General features: G+C 60.6%; 19 protein-coding genes. 4 read left to right on the forward strand and 15 right to left on the reverse strand.

The annotated features are described in order from the left end of the window. Positions 1-19: 19 nt before the first annotated feature. From ACLIRY_RS13700 to ACLIRY_RS13730, 7 genes are all read right to left on the reverse strand, one after another. Positions 20-814, reverse strand: a complete 795-nt coding sequence (locus ACLIRY_RS13700; RefSeq protein WP_413205962.1) for an ABC transporter permease — start codon at positions 812-814, stop codon at positions 20-22. Further along, complete coding sequence (locus tag ACLIRY_RS13705; RefSeq protein ID WP_413205963.1) at positions 811-1548, reverse strand: ABC transporter ATP-binding protein; 738 nt, start codon at positions 1546-1548, stop codon at positions 811-813. The genes ACLIRY_RS13700 and ACLIRY_RS13705 overlap by 4 nt, the downstream gene beginning before the upstream one ends. Beyond that, positions 1545-2204: an ABC transporter ATP-binding protein gene (locus ACLIRY_RS13710; RefSeq protein ID WP_413205964.1), complete on the reverse strand. Its 660-nt coding sequence runs from the start codon at positions 2202-2204 to the stop codon at positions 1545-1547. The genes ACLIRY_RS13705 and ACLIRY_RS13710 overlap by 4 nt, the downstream gene beginning before the upstream one ends. Then, positions 2201-2938 (reverse strand): ABC transporter permease, encoded by a 738-nt coding sequence (locus ACLIRY_RS13715; protein ID WP_413205965.1) that lies wholly within the window; start codon positions 2936-2938, stop codon positions 2201-2203. The genes ACLIRY_RS13710 and ACLIRY_RS13715 overlap by 4 nt, the downstream gene beginning before the upstream one ends. A 31-nt stretch (positions 2939-2969) precedes the next feature. Beyond that, the gene (locus tag ACLIRY_RS13720) at positions 2970-3941 is read right to left on the reverse strand and encodes an ABC transporter substrate-binding protein (protein WP_413205966.1); all 972 of its coding nucleotides are present in this window, start codon (positions 3939-3941) and stop codon (positions 2970-2972) included. Between the two features lie 330 nt (positions 3942-4271). Next, the gene (locus ACLIRY_RS13725) at positions 4272-5261 is read right to left on the reverse strand and encodes a YVTN family beta-propeller repeat protein (RefSeq protein WP_413205967.1); all 990 of its coding nucleotides are present in this window, start codon (positions 5259-5261) and stop codon (positions 4272-4274) included. Next, positions 5258-6484, reverse strand: coding sequence for an ABC transporter substrate-binding protein (locus ACLIRY_RS13730; protein ID WP_413205968.1), 1227 nt, complete (start codon positions 6482-6484; stop codon positions 5258-5260). The genes ACLIRY_RS13725 and ACLIRY_RS13730 overlap by 4 nt, the downstream gene beginning before the upstream one ends. Positions 6485-6810: 326 nt before the next feature. Here ACLIRY_RS13730 and ACLIRY_RS13735 point away from each other — a divergent pair, with 326 nt between their 5' ends. The 3 genes from ACLIRY_RS13735 (at position 6811) to ACLIRY_RS13745 (ending at position 11053) form a co-directional block, all read left to right on the forward strand. After that, positions 6811-7350, forward strand: a complete 540-nt coding sequence (locus tag ACLIRY_RS13735; RefSeq protein ID WP_413205969.1) for an SRPBCC family protein — start codon at positions 6811-6813, stop codon at positions 7348-7350. Next, on the forward strand, positions 7322-8347 hold the full coding sequence (locus tag ACLIRY_RS13740; RefSeq protein ID WP_413205970.1) for a YncE family protein: 1026 nt from the start codon (positions 7322-7324) through the stop codon (positions 8345-8347). The genes ACLIRY_RS13735 and ACLIRY_RS13740 overlap by 29 nt, the downstream gene beginning before the upstream one ends. 642 nt (positions 8348-8989) lie before the next feature. After that, positions 8990-11053, forward strand: a complete 2064-nt coding sequence (locus ACLIRY_RS13745; protein ID WP_413205971.1) for a methyl-accepting chemotaxis protein — start codon at positions 8990-8992, stop codon at positions 11051-11053. Positions 11054-11131: 78 nt separating this feature from the next. Here ACLIRY_RS13745 and ACLIRY_RS13750 read toward each other — a convergent pair whose 3' ends face one another. The 7 genes from ACLIRY_RS13750 to ACLIRY_RS13780 form a co-directional block, all read right to left on the reverse strand. Then, positions 11132-11692 (reverse strand): PQQ-dependent catabolism-associated CXXCW motif protein, encoded by a 561-nt coding sequence (locus tag ACLIRY_RS13750; protein WP_413206099.1) that lies wholly within the window; start codon positions 11690-11692, stop codon positions 11132-11134. Then, the gene (locus ACLIRY_RS13755; protein WP_413205972.1) at positions 11689-12585 is read right to left on the reverse strand and encodes a substrate-binding domain-containing protein; all 897 of its coding nucleotides are present in this window, start codon (positions 12583-12585) and stop codon (positions 11689-11691) included. The genes ACLIRY_RS13750 and ACLIRY_RS13755 overlap by 4 nt, the downstream gene beginning before the upstream one ends. Further along, positions 12575-13117 carry a c-type cytochrome, methanol metabolism-related gene (locus ACLIRY_RS13760; protein WP_413205973.1) on the reverse strand — a complete coding sequence of 181 codons (543 nt, stop codon included), beginning with the start codon at positions 13115-13117 and terminating at the stop codon, positions 12575-12577. Before ACLIRY_RS13760 ends, ACLIRY_RS13755 begins: the two co-directional genes overlap by 11 nt. Positions 13118-13295: 178 nt before the next feature. Beyond that, a complete protein-coding gene (gene xoxF5, locus ACLIRY_RS13765) occupies positions 13296-15098 on the reverse strand; it encodes a lanthanide-dependent methanol dehydrogenase XoxF5 (protein WP_413205974.1) in 1803 nt (600 codons plus the stop codon). Positions 15099-15319: 221 nt separating this feature from the next. Then, positions 15320-15760: a c-type cytochrome gene (locus ACLIRY_RS13770; protein ID WP_413205975.1), complete on the reverse strand. Its 441-nt coding sequence runs from the start codon at positions 15758-15760 to the stop codon at positions 15320-15322. Positions 15761-15846: 86 nt separating this feature from the next. Continuing rightward, the gene (gene fghA / locus ACLIRY_RS13775) at positions 15847-16692 is read right to left on the reverse strand and encodes an S-formylglutathione hydrolase (protein WP_413205976.1); all 846 of its coding nucleotides are present in this window, start codon (positions 16690-16692) and stop codon (positions 15847-15849) included. 113 nt (positions 16693-16805) lie between these two features. After that, positions 16806-17936, reverse strand: coding sequence for an S-(hydroxymethyl)glutathione dehydrogenase/class III alcohol dehydrogenase (locus ACLIRY_RS13780; RefSeq protein ID WP_413205977.1), 1131 nt, complete (start codon positions 17934-17936; stop codon positions 16806-16808). A gap of 255 nt (positions 17937-18191) precedes the next feature. Between ACLIRY_RS13780 and ACLIRY_RS13785 the strand changes: the two genes are divergently transcribed. Next, complete coding sequence (locus ACLIRY_RS13785; protein WP_413205978.1) at positions 18192-18839, forward strand: hypothetical protein; 648 nt, start codon at positions 18192-18194, stop codon at positions 18837-18839. Positions 18840-18864: 25 nt separating this feature from the next. Here the strand turns inward: ACLIRY_RS13785 and ACLIRY_RS13790 are convergent, their stop codons facing one another. Continuing rightward, entirely contained in the window at positions 18865-19908 is a 1044-nt protein-coding gene (locus ACLIRY_RS13790; RefSeq protein ID WP_413205979.1) for a quinoprotein relay system zinc metallohydrolase 2, read from the reverse strand. Positions 19909-19999: the final 91 nt, after the last annotated feature.

Raw genomic sequence — 19999 nt, forward strand, 5'->3', positions numbered from 1 at the left:
CCCGGACATCAAAACCCCCTTATCGCGCCTTCCGGCGCATCAAGGCCCGCGACGGATCGTAACCCCAAAGGGCAAGAACCAGGAACACCACAAAACTGCCCACCGTCCAGACCAGGGCCTCGCCATTCCATTGCAGATAGAGGGCAAAGCGGATTGCCTCGACCGCATGGGTGAAGGGATTGAACGCACAGATATCCCGCAACAAAGGCGAGCTTTCTCCCATTTTCCATAGGGGGTAGAGAGCTGAGGATAGGAAGAACATGGGGAAGATGACGAAATTCATCACCCCGGCGAAGTTCTCCAACTGTTTGATGGTCGAGGAAATCAACAGCCCCAGCGCCCCCAACATCAGCCCACTGAGGACGAGCACGGGCAGCACGGCAAGATACCCCAGGGGCTCCATTTCGATCCCCATGGCCCAGGCAATGGCCAGGAAAACCCAAATTTGAGCGATGGAGACGACCACACCGGCCAACAGCTTGCAGAACAGCAGCCAGCCCCGGGGCAAGGGCGAGGTCAGAAGCAGGCGCATGGCCCCCATTTCCTGGTCGTAAACCAGCGAAAGGGAGGACTGCATCCCGTTGAACAATTGGATCATGCCGCACAGCCCCGGCACGATATAGACCTCATAGGTGATGTAGGTCTGATAGGGCGGGATGATCGAAAGCCCCAGCGCCGCCCGGAAGCCCGCAGCGAAGACCAGCAACCAAACCAGGGGACGCACCAGGGCGGCGACGAACCGCCAGCGCTGACTAAAAAACCGCAGGGATTCGCGGGTAACGATAGCCTTCAGGGCGATCAGATAGATGCTCACGCCGCCTCCTCCTCTCCCGTCATCTGTAGGAAGGCATCGGCCAGCCTGCCTTCTCCCGCAACCTCCTTGGCCGTGGCATCGGCGAGCACCTGCCCCCGGTGGAGCACCACCACCTGATCCCCATCCTTGATCTCGTCCACCAGATGGGTGGCCCAAAGCACCGCCATGCCTGCTGCGGCCAGATCATGGACATGGGCGGTGATGGCCCGGCGACTGGCGGCATCCAGGCCGACCGTCGGTTCGTCAAGCAACAGGACCGTAGGTTCGTGAATCAGCGCCCGGGCGATCTCCATGCGGCGCCGATGGCCGCCGTTCAGGGCACGCACCGTCTCCGCCGCCCTTTCGCGCATCCCCAGGCGATCCAGCGCGGCGTCAATGGCGACCGACGCCCGCTTACCCGCCATGCCGTGGAGCCCGGCGAAGTAGTGGAGGGATTGGCGCACGGACAGATCCAGGTCCAGGGTCGGTTGCTGGAAGACCACCCCCATGCGGGCCAGGGCCGCCCGGGGCGATTTGGCCAGGTCGTACCCAGCCACGGTGATCCGCCCCTCGGGTGCCACCAACAAGCGGGTCAGCAGGGAAAACAGGGTGGATTTCCCGGCCCCATTGGGACCGAGAAGGGCACGGAAAGTTCCGGCCTCCACCGTGAAGGAGACCCCACCAAGGGCCTGTTTGGGGCCGTAGTTGAAACGGACATCCTCCACGGACAGGGCGGCGGCGGAAGGATCGGTCATCGGGGTGCCTCCTGGGATGTGGGGGACGGCGAAGGGGAAGGGGAAGGGGAAGGGGAAGGAGTCGACGGACAAAGGGTCGCCGGTTCTCCCGAAAGGTGGATGACCCGGGTCGCCAAACGGGTCGCCTCCGTCTCCGAATGGGTGACAAACAGGGTCGCCGGTCGGGTCTCGGCGATCAGCGCTTCGGTCAAGGCGATCATATCTTCTGCGCTGGCCGAGTCGAGGGAGGCGAAGGGTTCGTCGAGCAAAAGGACCTCCGGTCGGGCGGCGAAGGCCCGGGCCAGGGCCACTCGCCGTTGCTGACCCAGGGAGAGTTGGCGGGGATAGGCCTCTGCCCGTTCCGCAAGGCCGACCCGGACCAAGGCGGCCAGGGCCTCCGCCCGGCTCAACTCCGGAACGGTCAAGGTCAAATTGTCCACCGCACTCCGCCAGGGCAGGAGGACCGGCTCCTGGAAAACCATGGCGAGACGCTCGGGACGTTCCACCTGTCCTTCGAACTGGCCGTCAATGCCCGCGCAAATGCGCAAAAGGGTGGACTTTCCAATACCCGAGGGACCGAGGATGGCCAGAACCTCTCCCTGATCCACCTGGAAGCGGACAGCGCGCAGGATCTCCCTGGGTCCCTGGCGTTTGGACCGGACATCCACCCGGATCATGTGCCCCTCCAAAGCCGAACGCGGCGCTCAAAGGGTTGGAGGATCGCCCATTCCACGGTCAGCATCACCGCGATGAAGGAGAGAGCATAGACCAGCACCATGGCCACGTCGAATTGCTGAAAATAGAGGTGGATCTGGAACCCTACCCCGTTGGAGCGCCCCAGGAACTCAACCACCAACACGATCTTCCAGATCACCGCCATGCCAGAGCGGGCTGCGGCGACGATGAAGGGGGCCAATTGGGGCAGGACCACATGGCGGATCCGGCGAACGGTCGACATACGGAAGACCTGGGCCATGGCCGCAAGGTCCGGATCCCGGGCCCGGGCGCCCTCCCGGATGACCGTCGCGACGGAGGGGACCTTATTCAGGGTTACCGCCAGGATGGCGGCGGTCTCGTTGAGGCCAATCCACAGGTAGCACAGGACAATCAAGACCAGGGCAGGCAGGTTGAGGAAGACCACCAACCAGGGATCCAACCACCGGTTCACCGTCTCCCAGCGACCCATGGCGTAGCCCAGAAGCCCGCCAATTCCCATGGCCAGGACGAAGGCCCAAATGACCCGGACCAAGGTCGCCCACAGGTTGGCCGGAAGGGTTCCCGACAGCACCTCCGCCTTGAACAAGGGAAACAGAACCCAGGGCTGGGGCAACAGCATGGGATCCCGGGTCAAGGCGGCTCCAGCAATCCAGGCAGCCAGAAGCAGGGCCACCGACAGGACCTTGATGGCCATAGGATGCAGGCCCCGCTCCCTTTTCACCGACTCACTCAAGGGAGAGGAAGACCCCATCGGGCAGGGTCTTGGCCTTGCCGACCAGCTTCTCGCCGCCCAGCTCCGCCATCAACGCCAGGAACCGGTTGGCTGCGGCCTCGTCCACGGGTTTGGCGCTGGGAATCCCCTCCCGGAAGCCCTCGCGCAGGGCGATGAAATCCGCCTCGCTCTTGGCTCGCATGGCGGGACGGAGCGCCTCCCATGCGGTGTCATCGCTGGCCAGCAGGTCCTTCGCGGCGCGGGACGCCTTGGCGAACCCCCGAACCACCTCCGGATGGGCGGCGACGAAATCCCCCTTGAACACATAGCCCAGAAGCGGGGTCTCGGGATCCAGTCCCAGGGCCTCCGAGGCTTGGGTGACACTCACCAGGTCGTGCATCCCCTTGGCCTTCATCTTGGCGAGGAAATGCCAGAAGTTGATGGCCCCTGCGGTCTCCCCATCCAAGCCAGCCTTGAAGATCAACGGCGGGGCGCCATAGACCTGCTCGGTCCGCCCCGCCAGATCGAAGTCATAGCGCTTGCGGGCATAGGCGCGCAGGATCAGCCAGCTTTTGTCGAGGGGCCCCCCCGCGATGCCGATCTTTTTGCCATCCAGATCGGGCAGGCTTTCGATACCGCTCCCGTCCTTGACCACCAGCCCCCCAACGGCCTTGGAATAGGGCAGGAAGACATAGTCATGGCCATCGGCCCGCATGCGCGCAACCCAGATCCAGTCGGACACCATCACATCCGCCTCTCCCCCTTCGAAGGCAATCTTGGTGGCCGCGTTGTCGGCGTAGTCCTGGACGTCGAGGACAAACCCGTTCTTTTCGTCGAACCCGTTGTCCTTGATGGTCGTCATTTCCCAATTGACGGTGCCCACGCCCAGCATGGCCGCCCGCAGGTGGGGCGGATCCTCGGCCCAACTGGCTGTGATACCGCCAAAGACGACCGCCAGAGCCGCCAAACCGATGGTCATTTTCATGGTCTCTCTCCTCCACGTCCCGCTTTTTCGTTGTCTTTTCCCCACCCCCTTTTGTCATCCCCGCGTGCGCGCTAACGAAGGCACGTTTCTTTATTTGGCCCTAAGCTTTTTCACATCGTCATTCCCGCGTATGCGGGAATCCAGGGTGGGGAGAACTGACCTATGCGGTTGACAGGATCCCAGCACGCTTCATCACCGACAGCGAAATCAACCCTGGATCCCCGCTTTCGCGGGGATGACGAATAAAAACAACCTGTTACTTAACTTCTGAGCGGCACATTGGAAACGGGCATACCTTAGCACTTTCGCGGGAATGACAGAGCCCCCTCCTCAATTGGGAGAAACAACAACCCCCCAGGGCTGTTGCCCGACCTGAACGGATTTGATCACCTTGTTGTCCGCAACGTCGATGATACTGACATCGTTGGAATTGCCATTGGTGGTGACCAGATATTTCTCATCGGGGGTGAAGGCCAATTGCCAGACCCGCTGGCCCACCATCAGATAGTCCTGAACCTCATCGGTTTTCCCGTCGATCACCGCAACACGGTTTGCCGGACCCAGGGCGACGAAAACCTTGGAGTCGTCGTTGGTCACCCGGATCCCCACCGGCTGCAGCCATTCCGCCGTCACCCCGGGAACCTCGAACGTGATTTTCTTCGCCACGGGCGGCTCCGCCTGGGTCAGGTCAATGACCGACACCGTTCCCCCCACTTCAGCCGAGACATAGAGCTTCGTGGCCGCATGGTTGAATTCCGCATAGCGGGGACGGGCATCCACCAGGACATTGTGGGTGATTTCATAACTCGTTGTATCGATGAAATGCGCCATATTGGTGGTTTCGGAGGTGTTGATAAGCACCTTCCCATCGGGCGAGATCGCCATACCTTCCGGCTCCACCCCAACGGGGACCTCGGCAAGAACCTTCCGGGTGTGCACGTCCACCACGGTCACCAGGTTGTCGTCCTCATTGGCGATATAAAGGGGGTTGCCCGAAGCCGCGAGCACGAACAGCTCCGGATCCGGCCCGGACGGCAGGGTTCCCAACAGGGCATAGGTGTCCGGATCGAAGACCTCGACCGTGTCATCATCGGAGACACAGACATAAAGCTGCTTCCCGTCAGGGCTGATGGTGATGCCCCGGGGCCGATTCCCCACAGCGAAGGTATCGATGACTTCCCAGGACTCGCTGTCCAGAACGGTGACCGTGTTATCCCGCTCGTTGCTGACGAAGACCTTGTTGGCCCAGGCGTTGGAGGCCGTGAAAGCCAAACCGGTCAAGACCAGGGCGGCGGGGACCAAATTGCCGAAGCGTGTCATTGTGTCTCTCCAAAAGCAGTGCAGCTTGTTTCGGGACGGTCCCGCCCCAGGGTATCGAGAAGGTTGGTTTGGTGCAGGAACCCCTCCTGGGGGGACACCGAAACGGTCAGGGTCCGGTCGCTCAACAGGATGGGCTGGCGCATCTGACCATTCCAATTCCGGAAGGTCAGTTTTTGCCCCTTGAAGGCCGCCAGTTCAAAGGCATCGGACAGGGCATAGGCCCGCAGGCTCGCCGGATCCGCCTTGCCCGTGCGCGACGCGGCCTCGCCAATCACACGCAGGGCCAACCAGACCTGATAGTCCTCCTGGCGCATGGGGCGGCCAGCCACCCGCTCGAAACGCCGCTGGAATTGGGTCGCCCCCCAAGATTCCATGGCCGCATGCCAACTGACAGGCCGCAACCCGGCGGAGCCGACCACCGGCCGCGGATCCCAGGTGTGATAGGGCAGATAGGGGGCGAAGACATCGGACTCGTCGACGGCCAGAACCACATCATGGTCCTCCGCCCCTTGGGTGAATACGGGAATTTGCCGTTGGACGAGCACATGGCCGGAGTCGCTGATCCGCGCCCCGCCCCGGTCGACGAACTCCCGCTCCTCAACGATCTTGGCGCCGAACTTGCGGGCCGAATGCCGATAGGCCTCGGCCAATAAAGCGTCCTCTGGGTGGGAGCCATGGATCAGGTAAAGACGCGTCCACTTCTTCCACATGAGGAACTGCATCAGGCCATCAGCCAGCATGGATCGAGTCGGCGCCACATGCAGTACATTGGCCCGGCAATCCTCCTCCCGCAGCCGGTCATCCCGGGCTCCGGCGTTCAGCACCAGGGCCTCCGGTCCTGCCGCATCGGCCAGAGCCAGGGTTTCATCGCCATTGGCCAAAAGCACGATAAGATCCAAGCCCCGGGCCCGCAGATCAGCAATGGCTTTGGGGGCCTCCTCCGGCGTCACGGCCAGGGTTTCGGTCTCGAAATCGAAGCCCAGAAATTTCCCGGTGGTCTGGTTGTCCTCCGTCGCCAGAACCGCCCCGGCAAACCCAAGGTCATCGGGCGGCAGGTCCAGGCGGGAGATGGGCAAAAGCCCCTTGTGGTCGACCCGGAGGACGGCGGCTTTCACCTCCACCGCCCCGGCCTTCGCCACCGGTGCCTCAACCGAAAAGGCAGCCATGGATGAAAATGTCAGGCAGGCCAAGGCGGCCAACCCACTTAAGCCAAAAGGTCTCACGGATCCCTCCCCAGGTTTTTCTTTATTTCCTTTAGGACCGTCTCGACTATTCCCGAGTGTCCACTGGCCGGTCAAAATCGCTTTCCTAAGAAAAATTAAGAAGTTTTAACGGCGGACCCGGTTTCATTTTCTGCTGGAAGAGCCCGGCCGGGGCTTGAGCCTAAGTAAAGGAAAGGTCTTCGAAAACCGCGACTTATGGCGCGGTTTTTCCGACCCTTGAGAGTCCCTAGACTACCGGCATGACGGAGGGGTGTCCTGGGAACCGGGAGCAACCCGGTCGGCCCCTTCCGCCGGAGGACTCATCGTTCAAGAAAAAGGGTTTATTCATGCGGTCACTTCTTCGTCCCTTCTGGGTGGCGCTCCTGGTCCTTCTGGTCCCGGCATCGCTGGCCCAGGCCCACGGCCCGTCCCGACAGAAGCTTGCGATGTCCGTCGATGTCGCGGCACCACCTGCCGAGGTCTGGGCCGTCATCGGAAACTTCCAGGACATGTCCTGGCATCCCGCCGTGTTCTCCAGCACCGGAGAAGGGGGCAACGATATCAACGCCACCCGTGTACTCACCCTCGGGAAGGAAGGCGGACCGACCATTTCCGAGCTGCTCTATAAGTACCAGCCCGAGAAGATGAGCTACTCCTACCGCATCACCGATGTGGCAGTGGAGGTTCTGCCAGTCACCAACTATTCCAGCCATCTGACCGTGAAACCCCATGGCGAGGGTTCCACCATTGAGTGGAAGGGCGCCTTTTACCGCGGCTATCCGAACAATGATCCCCCGCCGGAACTGAACGACGAAGCCGCCATCGCCGCCGTCAAAGCGGTGTATCAGGCTGGTCTCGATGCGCTGGTTAAGCGGTTTGGCCAGTAAGCGCCGTTTTCAAGCGAGCCTGCTGGCGGGGCTGATGGCCCCGCTGGCGCTTGGAATGATGACTCTCGGCCCTGTGGCTCTCGGTCTGGTCTCGCCTGCCTGGGCAGGGGATCTCGCCTTCGTCACCAACCAAAGCTCTTCGGACTTATCTGTCCTTGACCTGAGCGAGGGGCGCGAGATCAAACGTCTGTCCATCCCGGGCGCTCCCGCTGGCGTAGCAGTCGACAGCGCAAACGGGCAGGTTTATGTGGTCGGCGCGGACAGCAAGACGGTCAGCGCCGTTGACATGGCCAGTGACGCCATCACCGCAAACCTGACCCTTGATGGCGGCCCCATCGGCGCGGCCATTGACCCGGCCAGGGGACGGCTCTTCGTCTCGGACTGGTACAATGCCCGAGTCTGGGTCATCAGCACCCAAGGCCTGAAGCTGGAGCGTACGCTTGCCACCGCGGCCCCCCCCACGGGGCTGGCCCTGTCCGTCGACGGTCGTTTCCTTGCGACTGCGGACCGGGACGCCAACACGCTTTCCCTCTTCGACGCCGAGTCCCTGACGTTCTTGCGGGACATCCCCGTTGGCGGCCACCCCTTCGGCATCCGCTTTTCTGCGGACGGCCGTCTGTTTTCCGCCGACGTGACCGACAACACAATCAGCGTTGTGAATCCGGAAACGGGCCAGGCCCTGGGCAAGGTTCCCACCCGGGAGCGGCCCTATGGCGTGGCCTTCGCCCAAGGCAAGGGTTTCGTGACCAATCAGTACGATGACAGTGTCACAATCTTCGACATGGCCAGTCTGGAGGTTCTGAAGACCATCGATGTGGGCGAATATCCCGAGGGAATCGACACCGCGAGCGACGGCACCTTGGTCTATGTGACAAACTGGTTTTCCAATACGGTCAGCGTAATTGACGCGGTCAACCTGGACGTCATCGGAGAGATCGAAACCGGCGATGGCCCCAGGGCCTTCGGTGAGTTCATCGCCGAGGCGCCGAAGGAATAATACCAAGGTGCGGTGAGTTTGCCTCAGCGCACCTTGGAAGCGGCCAAATGGCCGCCGCGCCTTATGGCGCGTAAAAGCCCGCCTGGCGTTTGAACGCAAGAAAAGCGGCGTGGCTTTCAACCCGCGCCGCTTGGTATAAGACCCCGCAGCATAAATGACTGATCTCCAGGGGCCCTTTTCCCCGGTCCGATGCACAACATCCCCTTTGGTTCGTCAATGATGGGGGTCCAGGCGCGGCATCCCGCGTCGGGAGTGGCCTGATCGTCGTCATAGACCCGATTGGAAGCCCATTCTGTTGGTAGCCGATCCTGCCCCCCAGCCCGGGTCGCAAAGTCCCACCCATACCGTCATAAACCGCAGACACAGCCAAAAGATGCCGAACGGATTGGGATGAAGCCGACCGCCCTCCTCTCTTCGATCCGAAAAGCCTCCCCTGACCGCGTCCCGTTTCCCTGATTGACGCGCGCATTGAACGGGGTTGCGGGCTCTCTGACGGGAGTTGGCTCTGGCCTGAATAGAATTCTACAAGTGAATTTTGTAAGTTTATATTCTGGGTTAATATAATTTGACACATGTCGTCCGAAAATATCTATCTACCATAGTCTCTTTGGCCAGAATAACCATTAATGAGTGAGGGGTATTATGCGGAAATGGTCCTTAAGTCTCAAAATCTCAGCTCTCTCCACAGCGGTTCTCTTGCTTTCTCTTTCTATCGTCATTGCTGTGGTTTCCCAGGAGATCTTTGACAAGAGCAGGAAAGCAGCCGTCGGAAGTATGCGTGTGGACATGACGCTCGCCGCCGGTGATATGGAAAGCATCCTTGCTTCTGCACTCAACACATCCGAGGGATTTGGTGACCTGCTCGCCTCGGCGATTGGTCGTGCGCAGACAGACGGGACTCAAATCCCTCGTGACGTCGTCGATGATACGCTACGCCTCTCTCTTGAGAGAAATGCCAGTTGGTTTGGAACATGGGTCCAAATCCAAGCTGGCCTTATAAATTCATCTAAAGAAAAAGATTATAAAAAATTGATTGCGACATATTACGCGCGTGAAGATGGGAAAATTACACGAATACCCATCACTTCTTCCGATCTGGATTCGGCAGACGAAGAAGAATACTATCAAGTCCCAATTAAATCTGGAAAGCCTTCTATTATAGAGCCTTATGCGGAAGATAGTGTTGGTGACAAAAAGGTCTTAATGACCTCCACCACAGCTCCGGTTTTTGTTGATGGCGAGATTGTCGGTGTTGCCGGGGTCGATCTTGATTTGGGCGGCCTGCAAAAGAGTGTCGAACAGCTAAAGCCTCTTGGAGTGGGACATGTTTGGTTGGTTTCGGATCAAGGATCGGTTGTCGCGCATCCTGATCAGGCCATGTTGGCCGCAGATGTGGCCAAGACCGGCATTTCCCAAGAGCAAATTCGACAAGCGCGATCGCAGGATTTCTTGGAAGCAACGGTTGAGGGTGTCGACAGCTATGTGATTGCCCTGCCTTTGAAAATGAATCCGGCTCCTCAAAACTGGACGCTCGTCGGAGCGGTGCCGACAAGCGTCGTGCTGAAAGGTGCTGTGGATGCACGCAATCATGCTGCTTTAATAGGATTTTTTATCTTTCTTGTGTCTGTTCTCGGGACCTTTTTCACCGGTCGCTACCTCGCTCGCCCTATTTTGGACCTTGCGGACCGGATGCGGTTGCTCGCGGAAGGACGGCTTGAGACGCAGATCCCCTACTTGGATCAAACCAACGAAATGGGGTTGATGGCGAAGGCTTTGGAAGGGTTTCGTGAAAACGCAATCAGAGCGAAGAAGCTGGAGGAGGAAGCTGTCGCAGCGGAACGGAAAGTTGAGGACCATCGGCGCGATATGATGCGAAAGGTCGCAGACGAGTTCGAAGCGAATGCGGGACAAGCGGTCTCTTCCGTAACCTCCGCAGCCGAGGATCTGGGGCAAATCACCGACCGTATGGCCAATCTGATGGAGGCAACCAAAGGGCGCGTGGCTGACGCCACAGGGGGCGCCGATATGGCCAGTCAAAATGTTCAGGTTGTCGCCACCGCTTCCGAAGAACTTTTGGCATCAATTCGGGAAATCAGTCAGCATGTCGGCATGGCTGCGGCAGTCACGCAAGAAGCCTCGCAGGAGGCCCAAGAGGCAAGTGTCAATGTGGAAGACCTGGCCGCGAAAGCGCGTCAAATTGGCGAGGTGGTCAATTTGATCCAGGATATCGCCGCTCAAACCAATCTTCTCGCGCTGAATGCCACCATCGAGGCCGCCCGCGCGGGAGAGGCCGGGAAGGGATTCGCCGTCGTCGCCAACGAAGTAAAGGGACTTGCCAATCAAACAGCCCGAGCGACGGATCAGATCTCTGGACAGGTCAATGCCATCCAAGAGGCGGTGGAAGGCGCTGTTGGCTCGATTTCTCGGATAGATGGAACCGTGAAACGTGTTGACGAGATTTCCTCGACCATCGCGTCGGCCGTTGAGGAACAAAATGCCGCCACCCGAGAAATTGCGTCTAGCGCCGGAAAGGCATCAGATGGCGTCAAATTGTTTGCTGACAGTATTGGAGATCTGGCGAGATCAACGGATGATGTCGGAAACGCATCTGCAAGTGTCCACAAAGCGGCGTCAGAGCTTCGATCAAACGCAGGAAATTTGACGGACTCCGTCCATTCCTTCCTCAGCGTCATTCGCGAGGATTAGATAAAACCATAGAGGAGCAAGCAGTTTTCGAAACCATGGGTACAAGCCCCCTGTGGGGCTGTCCCCCCGCCCCCCTTCTTACGGCATGGGGACAGGGGTGATTGCTTCCAGGGGGTACCCGGCCTCAGCCCAGCCGTCCGTACCCGAGGGGTACCAATAAACGGCGGTGTAGCCATAGTCCAACACGGCCCGACGGGCGGCGTTCCAGCTCATCCAGCAGTCGGCGAGGCAGAAGAACAGAAGGGGATGACCGTGATCGCCGCCGGTCGCCTTTTTCAACCCCTCCCGGAAATAACGGTCGGTGATATCTGCCAAACGTCCATAGCCGACATTGGCCAGCCACAGGGCGCCCGGGATGGATTGCCGAGGCTTCTCGTGCCAAAGGGTTCCTTCGGGCAGGTTCTTCGGCTTGGGGGTATGAGGCAGGGCATCAATGAAGGCCGTCTTGCCCTCCAGCCAAAGGGTATGTGCCAGTTCCGTTCCCACCACAGTGGCGCCTTCCAGCGTTTCGGGCACCGGCGCACGATAGGCCTCCATGCGGTACCCCTCGGGCTCCGGCGCCTCAGCAAACGCCGGACCGGAACCAGCCAGGACCCAGGCAAACAGCGACAGAGCAGAGACCCACCCTCTCCGGCTTATCCGTCTGCCGGCTTGGGACCCGTTCCCATGTCGTCCAGCAGGGGAACACCCGCGTCGCGCAGGATCGCGTCGATCTCCCCTTGGTTCCGCCGAATGATGGAGTTCAGCTTGCGTGCCCACGCCTTTTCTCCCGGCCGAACGGCCATGGTGATGCGATAGAACATTTTAGGTTGGCCCGGCTCCTTCAACAGGGGCTGAACCGTCAAATTGGGATGCCCGGCCTTGACCAAGGGCCCCGCGACCGGTCCCCACATGAGGGCGCCGTCAATGGTCCCGGCCTCCAGGTCAGCGAGCATGTCCCCCGATGGATCCTGATAGCGCCGATCGACGAACAACTCGTAGCCCTTGGCGTCGCGCATCATGCCCTGGCGAACCAGATGGCTGGCGGGCGCGCTGCCCGCGATCACCCCAAGTTTCTTCCCTTTGAGGGCCGGATCCGAAAGCGACGTTACCCCGGCAAGGGGACTGTCCTTCGGCGTCACCAGAAGATAACTCGACGTGTAATAGTGGTTGGTGTTCAGGACCCGCTCACCGAGCTGAATATAGCCCATAATGACATCACAGCGGTTGTCCAGCAGGGTTTTGCGCAGAAAGCCGGTCGCCATGGGGAACCAAGTATACTGCACGGGTCGGCCCAATTCCCGGGCGACCAGATCGGCAATCTTGTTCTCGAAGCCCTCGCCATCTTTGGAGGACATAGGCTTGTTGGCGGGGTCGGCGCAGACCCGGAGCGCCGTCTCAGACCCCAATTCGGAAGTCCGCTCCTGGGCGACCGCTCCGGTGGAAAGGCCCAACCCCAGGATCAGAACGAGGGCAGGAAGACCGGCGCTTGTCCGCCGCCTCCCCGCACCAGTCCGAGGCCTAAGCCCCGCTGTGTTCCCATTACCGGCCAAGGCAGGATTTCTCCGCTTCGGTGAACTCCTTGGGCTTCTTTTCCTTCTTGCTGGGCCGACCGCGGGGCAAATCCCCGGTGCCACGGGCTTTCAGGTAAGTATAGATATCGTCCAGGAAGCACATGACGTTCGGGTTCGTCCCAAAGGCCGGCATCACATTGTTTTCCGCAGCATTGACGTTCTTCCGCCCGTTGGTCACCACGTTGACAAAGTCATAGTAGTCCATGCGGACTGCGGAATCCTTCAGGGCCGGCGCATAGGAGGAGCCCATGCCCTCCGGTCCATGGCAGACATGGCATTCGGAGTGGTAGCGGCGGAACCCGGAATAGGTCGCCCAATCGATGGTCCCATCTTTCTGAATATTATAGGTGGGGACACCATCCGCAGTGTAATAACGCCCCGCTTCCTGGTAATCAGCGGTGATGTTATCGGGCGCCGCCTCTTCCGTCTTATCCTGTGCGAAAGCAGCCGACGTCATCGCCCCCGAAGACAAGAGGCCAAAAAGAAGAAGGGTTTTAAGCGTATGGGTCATGATCTTGACTATCCGTCCAAGGTGGCCAGGGCGGGAAGGCGCGGTGAAGGGGCGCGTCTTCCCTCTTCCGGGGGATCGACTTGGTCCCGGGGAAACAGCCCCGGGGCCAGGACAATGGGTCTCGTCGGATCCTGCGGCGCACCATTCGAGGACGCACCGCAGGTGTCCCTAGGGTGCCTTAGTCGGGAAGGGCAAAGACGGTCATGGTTCCACCCAAGGCGGTGTAGTCGCTCAGCGCGGCGTAGCCACCCACGGCGCCCAGACCATCGGTCGGGTTGGTCAGACCAGCGGCCAGACCGATACCGGCCCAACCACCCACACCGGACAGAACCGCGACATATTGCTTGCCGCCGGAGGTGTAGGTCATGACGTTGCCGATGATGCCCGAAGGAGTCTTGAAGCGGTACAGCTCCTCACCGGTCTTGGCATCGACGGCCTTCAGGTAGCCCTCAAGGGTCCCGTAGAAGACGATGTCACCGGCCGTGGCAAGCGCACCAGACCAGACCGAGAACTGCTCAGGCAGGGACCATTTGATCTCGCCCTTCTTGCCGTCCCAAGCGATGAAGTTCCCCATGCCGCCATGGCTGTTTGGAGCCGGATACATGGACAGGGTGGCGCCAACGTAGGGCTGACCCGCCGTGTAAGACACATAGAACGGCTCGTAGTCCATGCAGACGTGGTTGGTCGGAACATAGAACAGTTCGGTCTTGGGCGAGTAAGCGGCGGGCTGCTGGTCCTTGGACCCCAGGGCCGCCGGGCAGATGCCGGTGGAGTTCACGTCCTCGCCGTTCTGCTCGGTGGAGTACTGGGACACGACCTGGGGACGGCCATACTGGTCCGACTTCGGATCCATGACCACTTCGGTCGCCCAGTTGACGGCCGGATCGTACTTCTTGGCCACCAGCAGTTCGCCGGTCACCCGGTCCAGGGTATAGCCGAAACCGTTCCGGTCGAAGTGGGTGAGCAGCTTGCGATCTTTCCCGTCGATCTTCTGATCGGTCAGGATCATTTCGTTGATGCCGTCGAAGTCCCACTCATCATGCGGGGTCATCTGGTAGACCCACTTGGCCATGCCGGTGTCCGCATCGCGCGCCCAGATGGTCATGGACCACCGGTTGTCGCCCGGACGCTGGGACGGGTTCCAGGTGGAGGGGTTGCCGGAGCCGTAGTAAACAAGGTTCAGATCCGGATCGTAGGAATACCAGCCCCAAGTGGTACCGCCGCCGATCTTCCACTGATCCCCTTCCCAGGTGGCCGTCCCGGAATCCTTACCCACGGGCTTGCCCAGGTGGGTGGTCTTTTCCGGATCCATCAGGGTATCGCTGTCCGGACCCATGGAATACCCACGCCAAGCGAGGGAACCGTCCTTCATGTTGTAGGCCGTGATGGAGCCCCGAACGCCAAATTCGCCGCCGGAAATGCCCACCAGAACCTTGTCCTTCACCGGCATAACCGTAGCAGTGTTGGTTTCGCCGATACCCGGATCACCGTTCTTGACGCTCCAAACCACCGCACCGGTCTTGGCGTCCAACGCCACGACGGTGGTATCGGCCTGGTGCAGGAAAATCTTGCCATCGCCATAGGCAACGCCGCGGTTGACGGTATCACAGCACATCACCGGAATGACGTCCGGATCCTGCTGCGGATGGTACCGCCAAATCACCTTGCCCTCGTTCTTCAGATCCAGGGCGTACACGATATTCGGAAAGGGGGTATGCACGTACATAACGTCGCCGACAACCAGGGGGGACCCCTCGTGACCGCGCAGCACACCGGTGGAGAAGGTCCAAGCGACCTGCAGGTCCTTGACGTTCCCAGCGTTGATCTGATCCAGCTTCGAATACCGGGTATTGGCGTAGTCCCCGGTCTGGATGACCCATTGGTTCGGGTCATCCATCATCTTTTGCAGATCAGCGTTCGCCAGCGCCGTTCCCGCGCCGCCAATCGCCAAAGCCGCAGTCAGTAAACAAACTTTTTTCATGTTTTCCTCCCTATTAGAGATGTCCTTTTTGGGCATCCCTATACCGTTCCGGAATGGTCCTTTTTTCGTTTCGGCTTCCGGGACCGAAACTACCGTCCGACGTGTTTCTCTCGCTGTTTTCGGATTTTGCGCTGCCCCCCAACTGGCACCGTTCATACCAGTTGGGCCGTTCCTTTGGGACTGACGCGCGTTTTTTCCTCTTTCCCCTTGGGGCAAAGACTCTATTTGTCCGAGAACGTGGCGAGATAAGCGATCACGTCAGCGCGTTCCTTATCCTTGCGCAGACCGGCAAAGCTCATTTTCGTCCCTGGGACGAAATCCTTCGGCTTGGTCAGCATGTGATTGATGTTTTCCGGTGTCCAAACCAAACCTTCGGTGCCCTTGGTGGACATGGCGTCGGAATACTTAAATCCGTCCACGGCGCCCGCATGCCGCCCCACGACACCCGTGAGCGGTGGGCCAACCTTTGCCTTGGCGTTGGGGCCAATGTCATGGCAGGCCATGCATTTCCGAAAGACTTTCTTTCCAGCCTTTGCGTCTCCCATTTGGAAGGCCTCATCAGCGGCTTGGGCCAAGGGAACCGAGCTTCCGAAAACAAGGGCACCGGTGGCGCCCATGACCAATGCCAAGGTGGCCGTGGCGACGCGTTTCTTCGTGATCATCCCTGAACTCTCCTCACACTTTTTTTTTATCACTGGAGTTCGGAGCGCCACGGTTTTCCGCGTGCGCCTCCGGTCCATACTCTTCATCACGCAGACTTTAGCCGCTCCGCATGCCAAGTCACATGGTCCTCGCCGAAACTGGCGACGAAGAAATAACTGTGGTCGTATCCCTCCTGCATGCGCATCACGCTCGGTTGCCGCCGTTCCGACAACAGGGAGGCCATGGCCTCCGGCCGCAGCAGTTCCAGGAACTGATCCTTCCCACCCTGATCAATCAGAATATCGCCCTGCCAGCCGCGCTCGGCGAGCAACAGGCAGGCGTCATGGGTTCCCCATTGGGCTTCGTCGTCGCCCAAATAGGCAGACAACTGCTTGCGCCCCCATTCGGACCGGGTCGGATTGACGATGGGCGCGAAGGCCGACACGGATCGGTACAGGTCCGGATTCTTGAAAGCGAGGGTCAGCGCGCCATGCCCCCCCATAGAGTGGCCCGTGATGCCATGGACATCGGCCACCGGCATGGTGTCGAGCACCAAACCACGCAGTTCCTTGGTGATGTAATCGTACATCTGGAAGTGGGGCCGCCAGGGGTCCCGGGTGGCGTTGACATAGAAGCCCGCACCCTGCCCCAAATCGTAGGCCGGATCATCGGCAACCCCTTCGCCCCGGGGGCTCGTGTCTGGGAACACCAGGGCGAGGCCCTGCTTGGCCGCATGGGCTTGCAGCCCGGCCTTGGTCATCGCGTTCTCGTGGGTGCAGGTCAAACCCGACAGGTACCACAGCACCGGCACCGGGCGCTCTTCCGCCCCAGGTGGCAGATATACCGCGAAAGTCATGTCGCAAGCGGTGACCGCCGATTTATGACGAAACACCCATTGGGTTCCGCCATAGCAGCGGTTCTCGGCGACGACTTCCAAATTCTTGACGTCCATGCCTTCCCCTTCCCGCCCGACACACGGTGCGTGCACCAGGCGTCATGGTCACAACGGTCCTGAAACAAGACAGAAAGGCCGCGCCCGATACCAGGTCAGGCACGGCCGAGATCTTAGTAAACGACGACGGCCCGGATGCTTTCGCCCGCATGCATCAAATCGAAGCCCTTGTTGATGTCATCGAGAGCGAGGGTATGGGTGATCATGTCGTCGATGGCGATCTTTCCATCCATGTACCAATCGACCATCTTCGGCACATCGGTCCGCCCCCGGGCGCCGCCGAAGGCAGAGCCCTTCCATTCCCGACCGGTGACCAGCTGGAATGGACGGGTGGAGATTTCCGCACCCGCAGGGGCCACACCGATAACGATGGACTGCCCCCACCCACGGTGGGTGCATTCCAGGGCGTCGCGCATGACCTTGACGTTGCCCGTACAGTCGAAGGAGTAATCGGCGCCGCCGATCTGGTCCTCGGGCGTTTTGGTCAGGTCAACGATCGCCTGAACGATGCTGCCGTCGATTTCCTTGGGGTTGAGGAAGTGGGTCATGCCGAAGCGCTCGCCCCACTCCTTCTTGTCGTTGTTGAGGTCGACACCGATGATCATGTCGGCTCCGGCCATCTTCAGACCCTGAATGACGTTCAGGCCGATGCCCCCCAGACCGAAGACCACCGCCTTGGCGCCGATTTCCACCTTGGCGGTGTTGAGTACCGCGCCCACACCGGTGGTCACACCACAACCAATGTAGCAAATCTTGTCATAAGGTGCGTCTTCACGCACCTTGGCCAGCGCGATCTCCGGCAGGACCGTATGATTGGCGAAGGTCGAACAGCCCATGTAGTGGTGGATCGGCGTGCCATCCAGCATGGAGAAGCGTGTGGTGCCGTCGGGCATCAGACCTTGGCCCTGGGTTGCACGGATCTTGGTGCAGAGGTTGGTCTTGCGGCTGAGACAGCTCGGGCATTCCCGGCATTCCGGGGTATATAGGGGAATGACATGGTCGCCGGGCTTCAGGCTGGTAACGCCTTCGCCGACTTCGAGCACCACGCCAGCGCCTTCATGGCCGAGAATCGCGGGGAACAGCCCTTCCGGATCGGCGCCGGACAGGGTGAATTCATCGGTGTGGCAAATGCCGGTGGCCTTGATTTCCACCAAAACCTCTCCGGCCTTCGGGCCGTCGAGGTTGACTTCCATGACTTGTAAAGGTTTGCCGGCCTCGACGGCGACGGCAGCGCGCGTACGCATTCTGAACTTCCTCCCCACGTTCCTATTACGGACCCCATTCGGGCCTTTTGCCGACCCCCGAATGAATGGGGCCGCCCCTCTTGGGGTGTTAGAATTGAGTATAGACGTGGAAGGGACTGCGACAACTACTACCTTAGTGTTGGGGTCTCACCCTGGAAAGGGTCACCCCCTCCCCGTTATAGTGGGACTTTATCGTGGGAACGCGTCCAAATCGGCCCGGAACAGAGGCCCGGCGCACCACAGGGAGATAGAACCATGATATCATCGCGCTCCGCCCCCCTTCGGAGACCGCTTCGTTCCGCAAGCCTCCTGTTGGCAGCCACAATCGGACTGGCGGTCGCCCTTCCTCCCTTGAGCCCGGCGCAGGCGGATCAAAAGGATCCGGACTGGCCCTGCATCCAGCGCCGTGCAGGCGCCCTGTCCCCCGGCGTCATGTGGCCTGCCCCACTGGACCAGGAGGCCAAACCGTCCAAGGATGCCCAAGACCTCAGCGCCGCGCTGGCCCTGCGTCGGGTCGATATGGAAGAAGCCAAGGCCCGGGTGGACAGCTACGCCAAGGCCCATCCGGACCTGGACATGGCGGCCCTGGGCACCATCTTCCTGGGTGCCTTCAACCGCATCGACCACGACCGGAACCGCCTGCTTTCGGGGATCACCCGCTACGCCCGGGGACAGATCGCCCTCTCCAAGCGCATTGCCGCAGCCCAAGCCGAGTTCGATTCCCTGGAACAGGCAGAGAAACCGGACTTCGACCGCATGGATGCCCTGGAAGAACAATTGGACTGGGACAAACGCATTTATACGGAGCGGGAAAAATCACTGAGCTATGTCTGTGAAACCCCCGTTCTTCTGGAGAAGCGCGCCTATGCGGTGGCCCGCTTGCTCCAGGCGGTGGCTCCTTAACCCCAAACCAACCCGAGTCTCCCCCCTACTCCCATTCCAACTCGGTGAAGGCTGCGGTGGCGTTTCGTGCGTTATAGACATCGAACAGACGCCAATGTCCGGCCTCCTCCAAGCCAATGGTCCGGGACGCCTCGGACAGGGGCTCTCCGGCCTTGATGGCGGCCCGGGCGTCGGTCTCAAGGACCGACAGATAGCGATCCGTGTCCACCTCCCCTGCGGGCCAGGGGAGGATCGGGCCGCCATGGCCGGGAATCACCCGGGTCGCAGGCCCCGCGCCCAACGCCGCTAAAACCTTCCGCCACCCGAGCAGCGAGCCGTCCAGAGTCGGAGTATGGGAGTCGAAGACCAAATCCCCGGAAAACAACAGATCGGTGCTCTTATCCAAAACGGTCAGGTCCGTCGCCGTATGGGCCAAAGGCTGGGGAGAGAGCAGGAGATCATGGCCGCCGATATCCAGGGATTCCTCGGCCCCCACCTCCCGGTCCGGCGCCACCATTCGCGTCCCCAGGAAGCCCGGCTCACCGATGAAGCGGGCGAAATTCCCCTCGTAGGTCCCTTCCCGCTCGGCCATGGCGCGGGTCAGCCCCTCCCGACCAAGGATTTCCGCGCCGGCTTCCTTTAAGGGCGCCGCGCCAAAGATATGGTCCGGATGCATATGAGTCAGGATCAGATAGCGGATGGGCTTCTCGGTCCGGGCGCGAATCGCCAGGTAAACGGCCTCCCCCTCCGCCCGGGAGCCCCCCGAATCGATGACGGCCACCCCATCGGCGCCGATCACGAACGCCAGATTGGCCACATCCCCGCCGTTGCCCGGGCCGGGCTCTTCCACAGCACCCCTGTGGACAAAGGTGTCAGGGGCAACCTCTGTCACCGTCAGGGTCGACGGGGGCCGGGGCTGACACCGGGGGGAGACGGGAGCAATCCCCTCCATCGAGGCCAACGCATCGGGCGGATGGGCGTGAAGGGCGGCAACACAGGCCGCCTCCGTGTCCGCCGCGTAACCGGGTAGGACCGCCTCCCGGCAGGCCCCACCCGCCAGGGTACAGAGCAACGCCATCGCCTCGAACATCCTCGCCTCCTTCCGTTTTGTGCAGTGTCCAGCCATACACCACGCCGCGACAATGCATCCTAAAGGCTCAATTCCTGGGTCAGGGCGGGCA

Source organism: Rhodospirillum sp. A1_3_36, assembly GCF_047263945.1.
Lineage (GTDB): Bacteria > Pseudomonadota > Alphaproteobacteria > Rhodospirillales > Rhodospirillaceae > Rhodospirillum.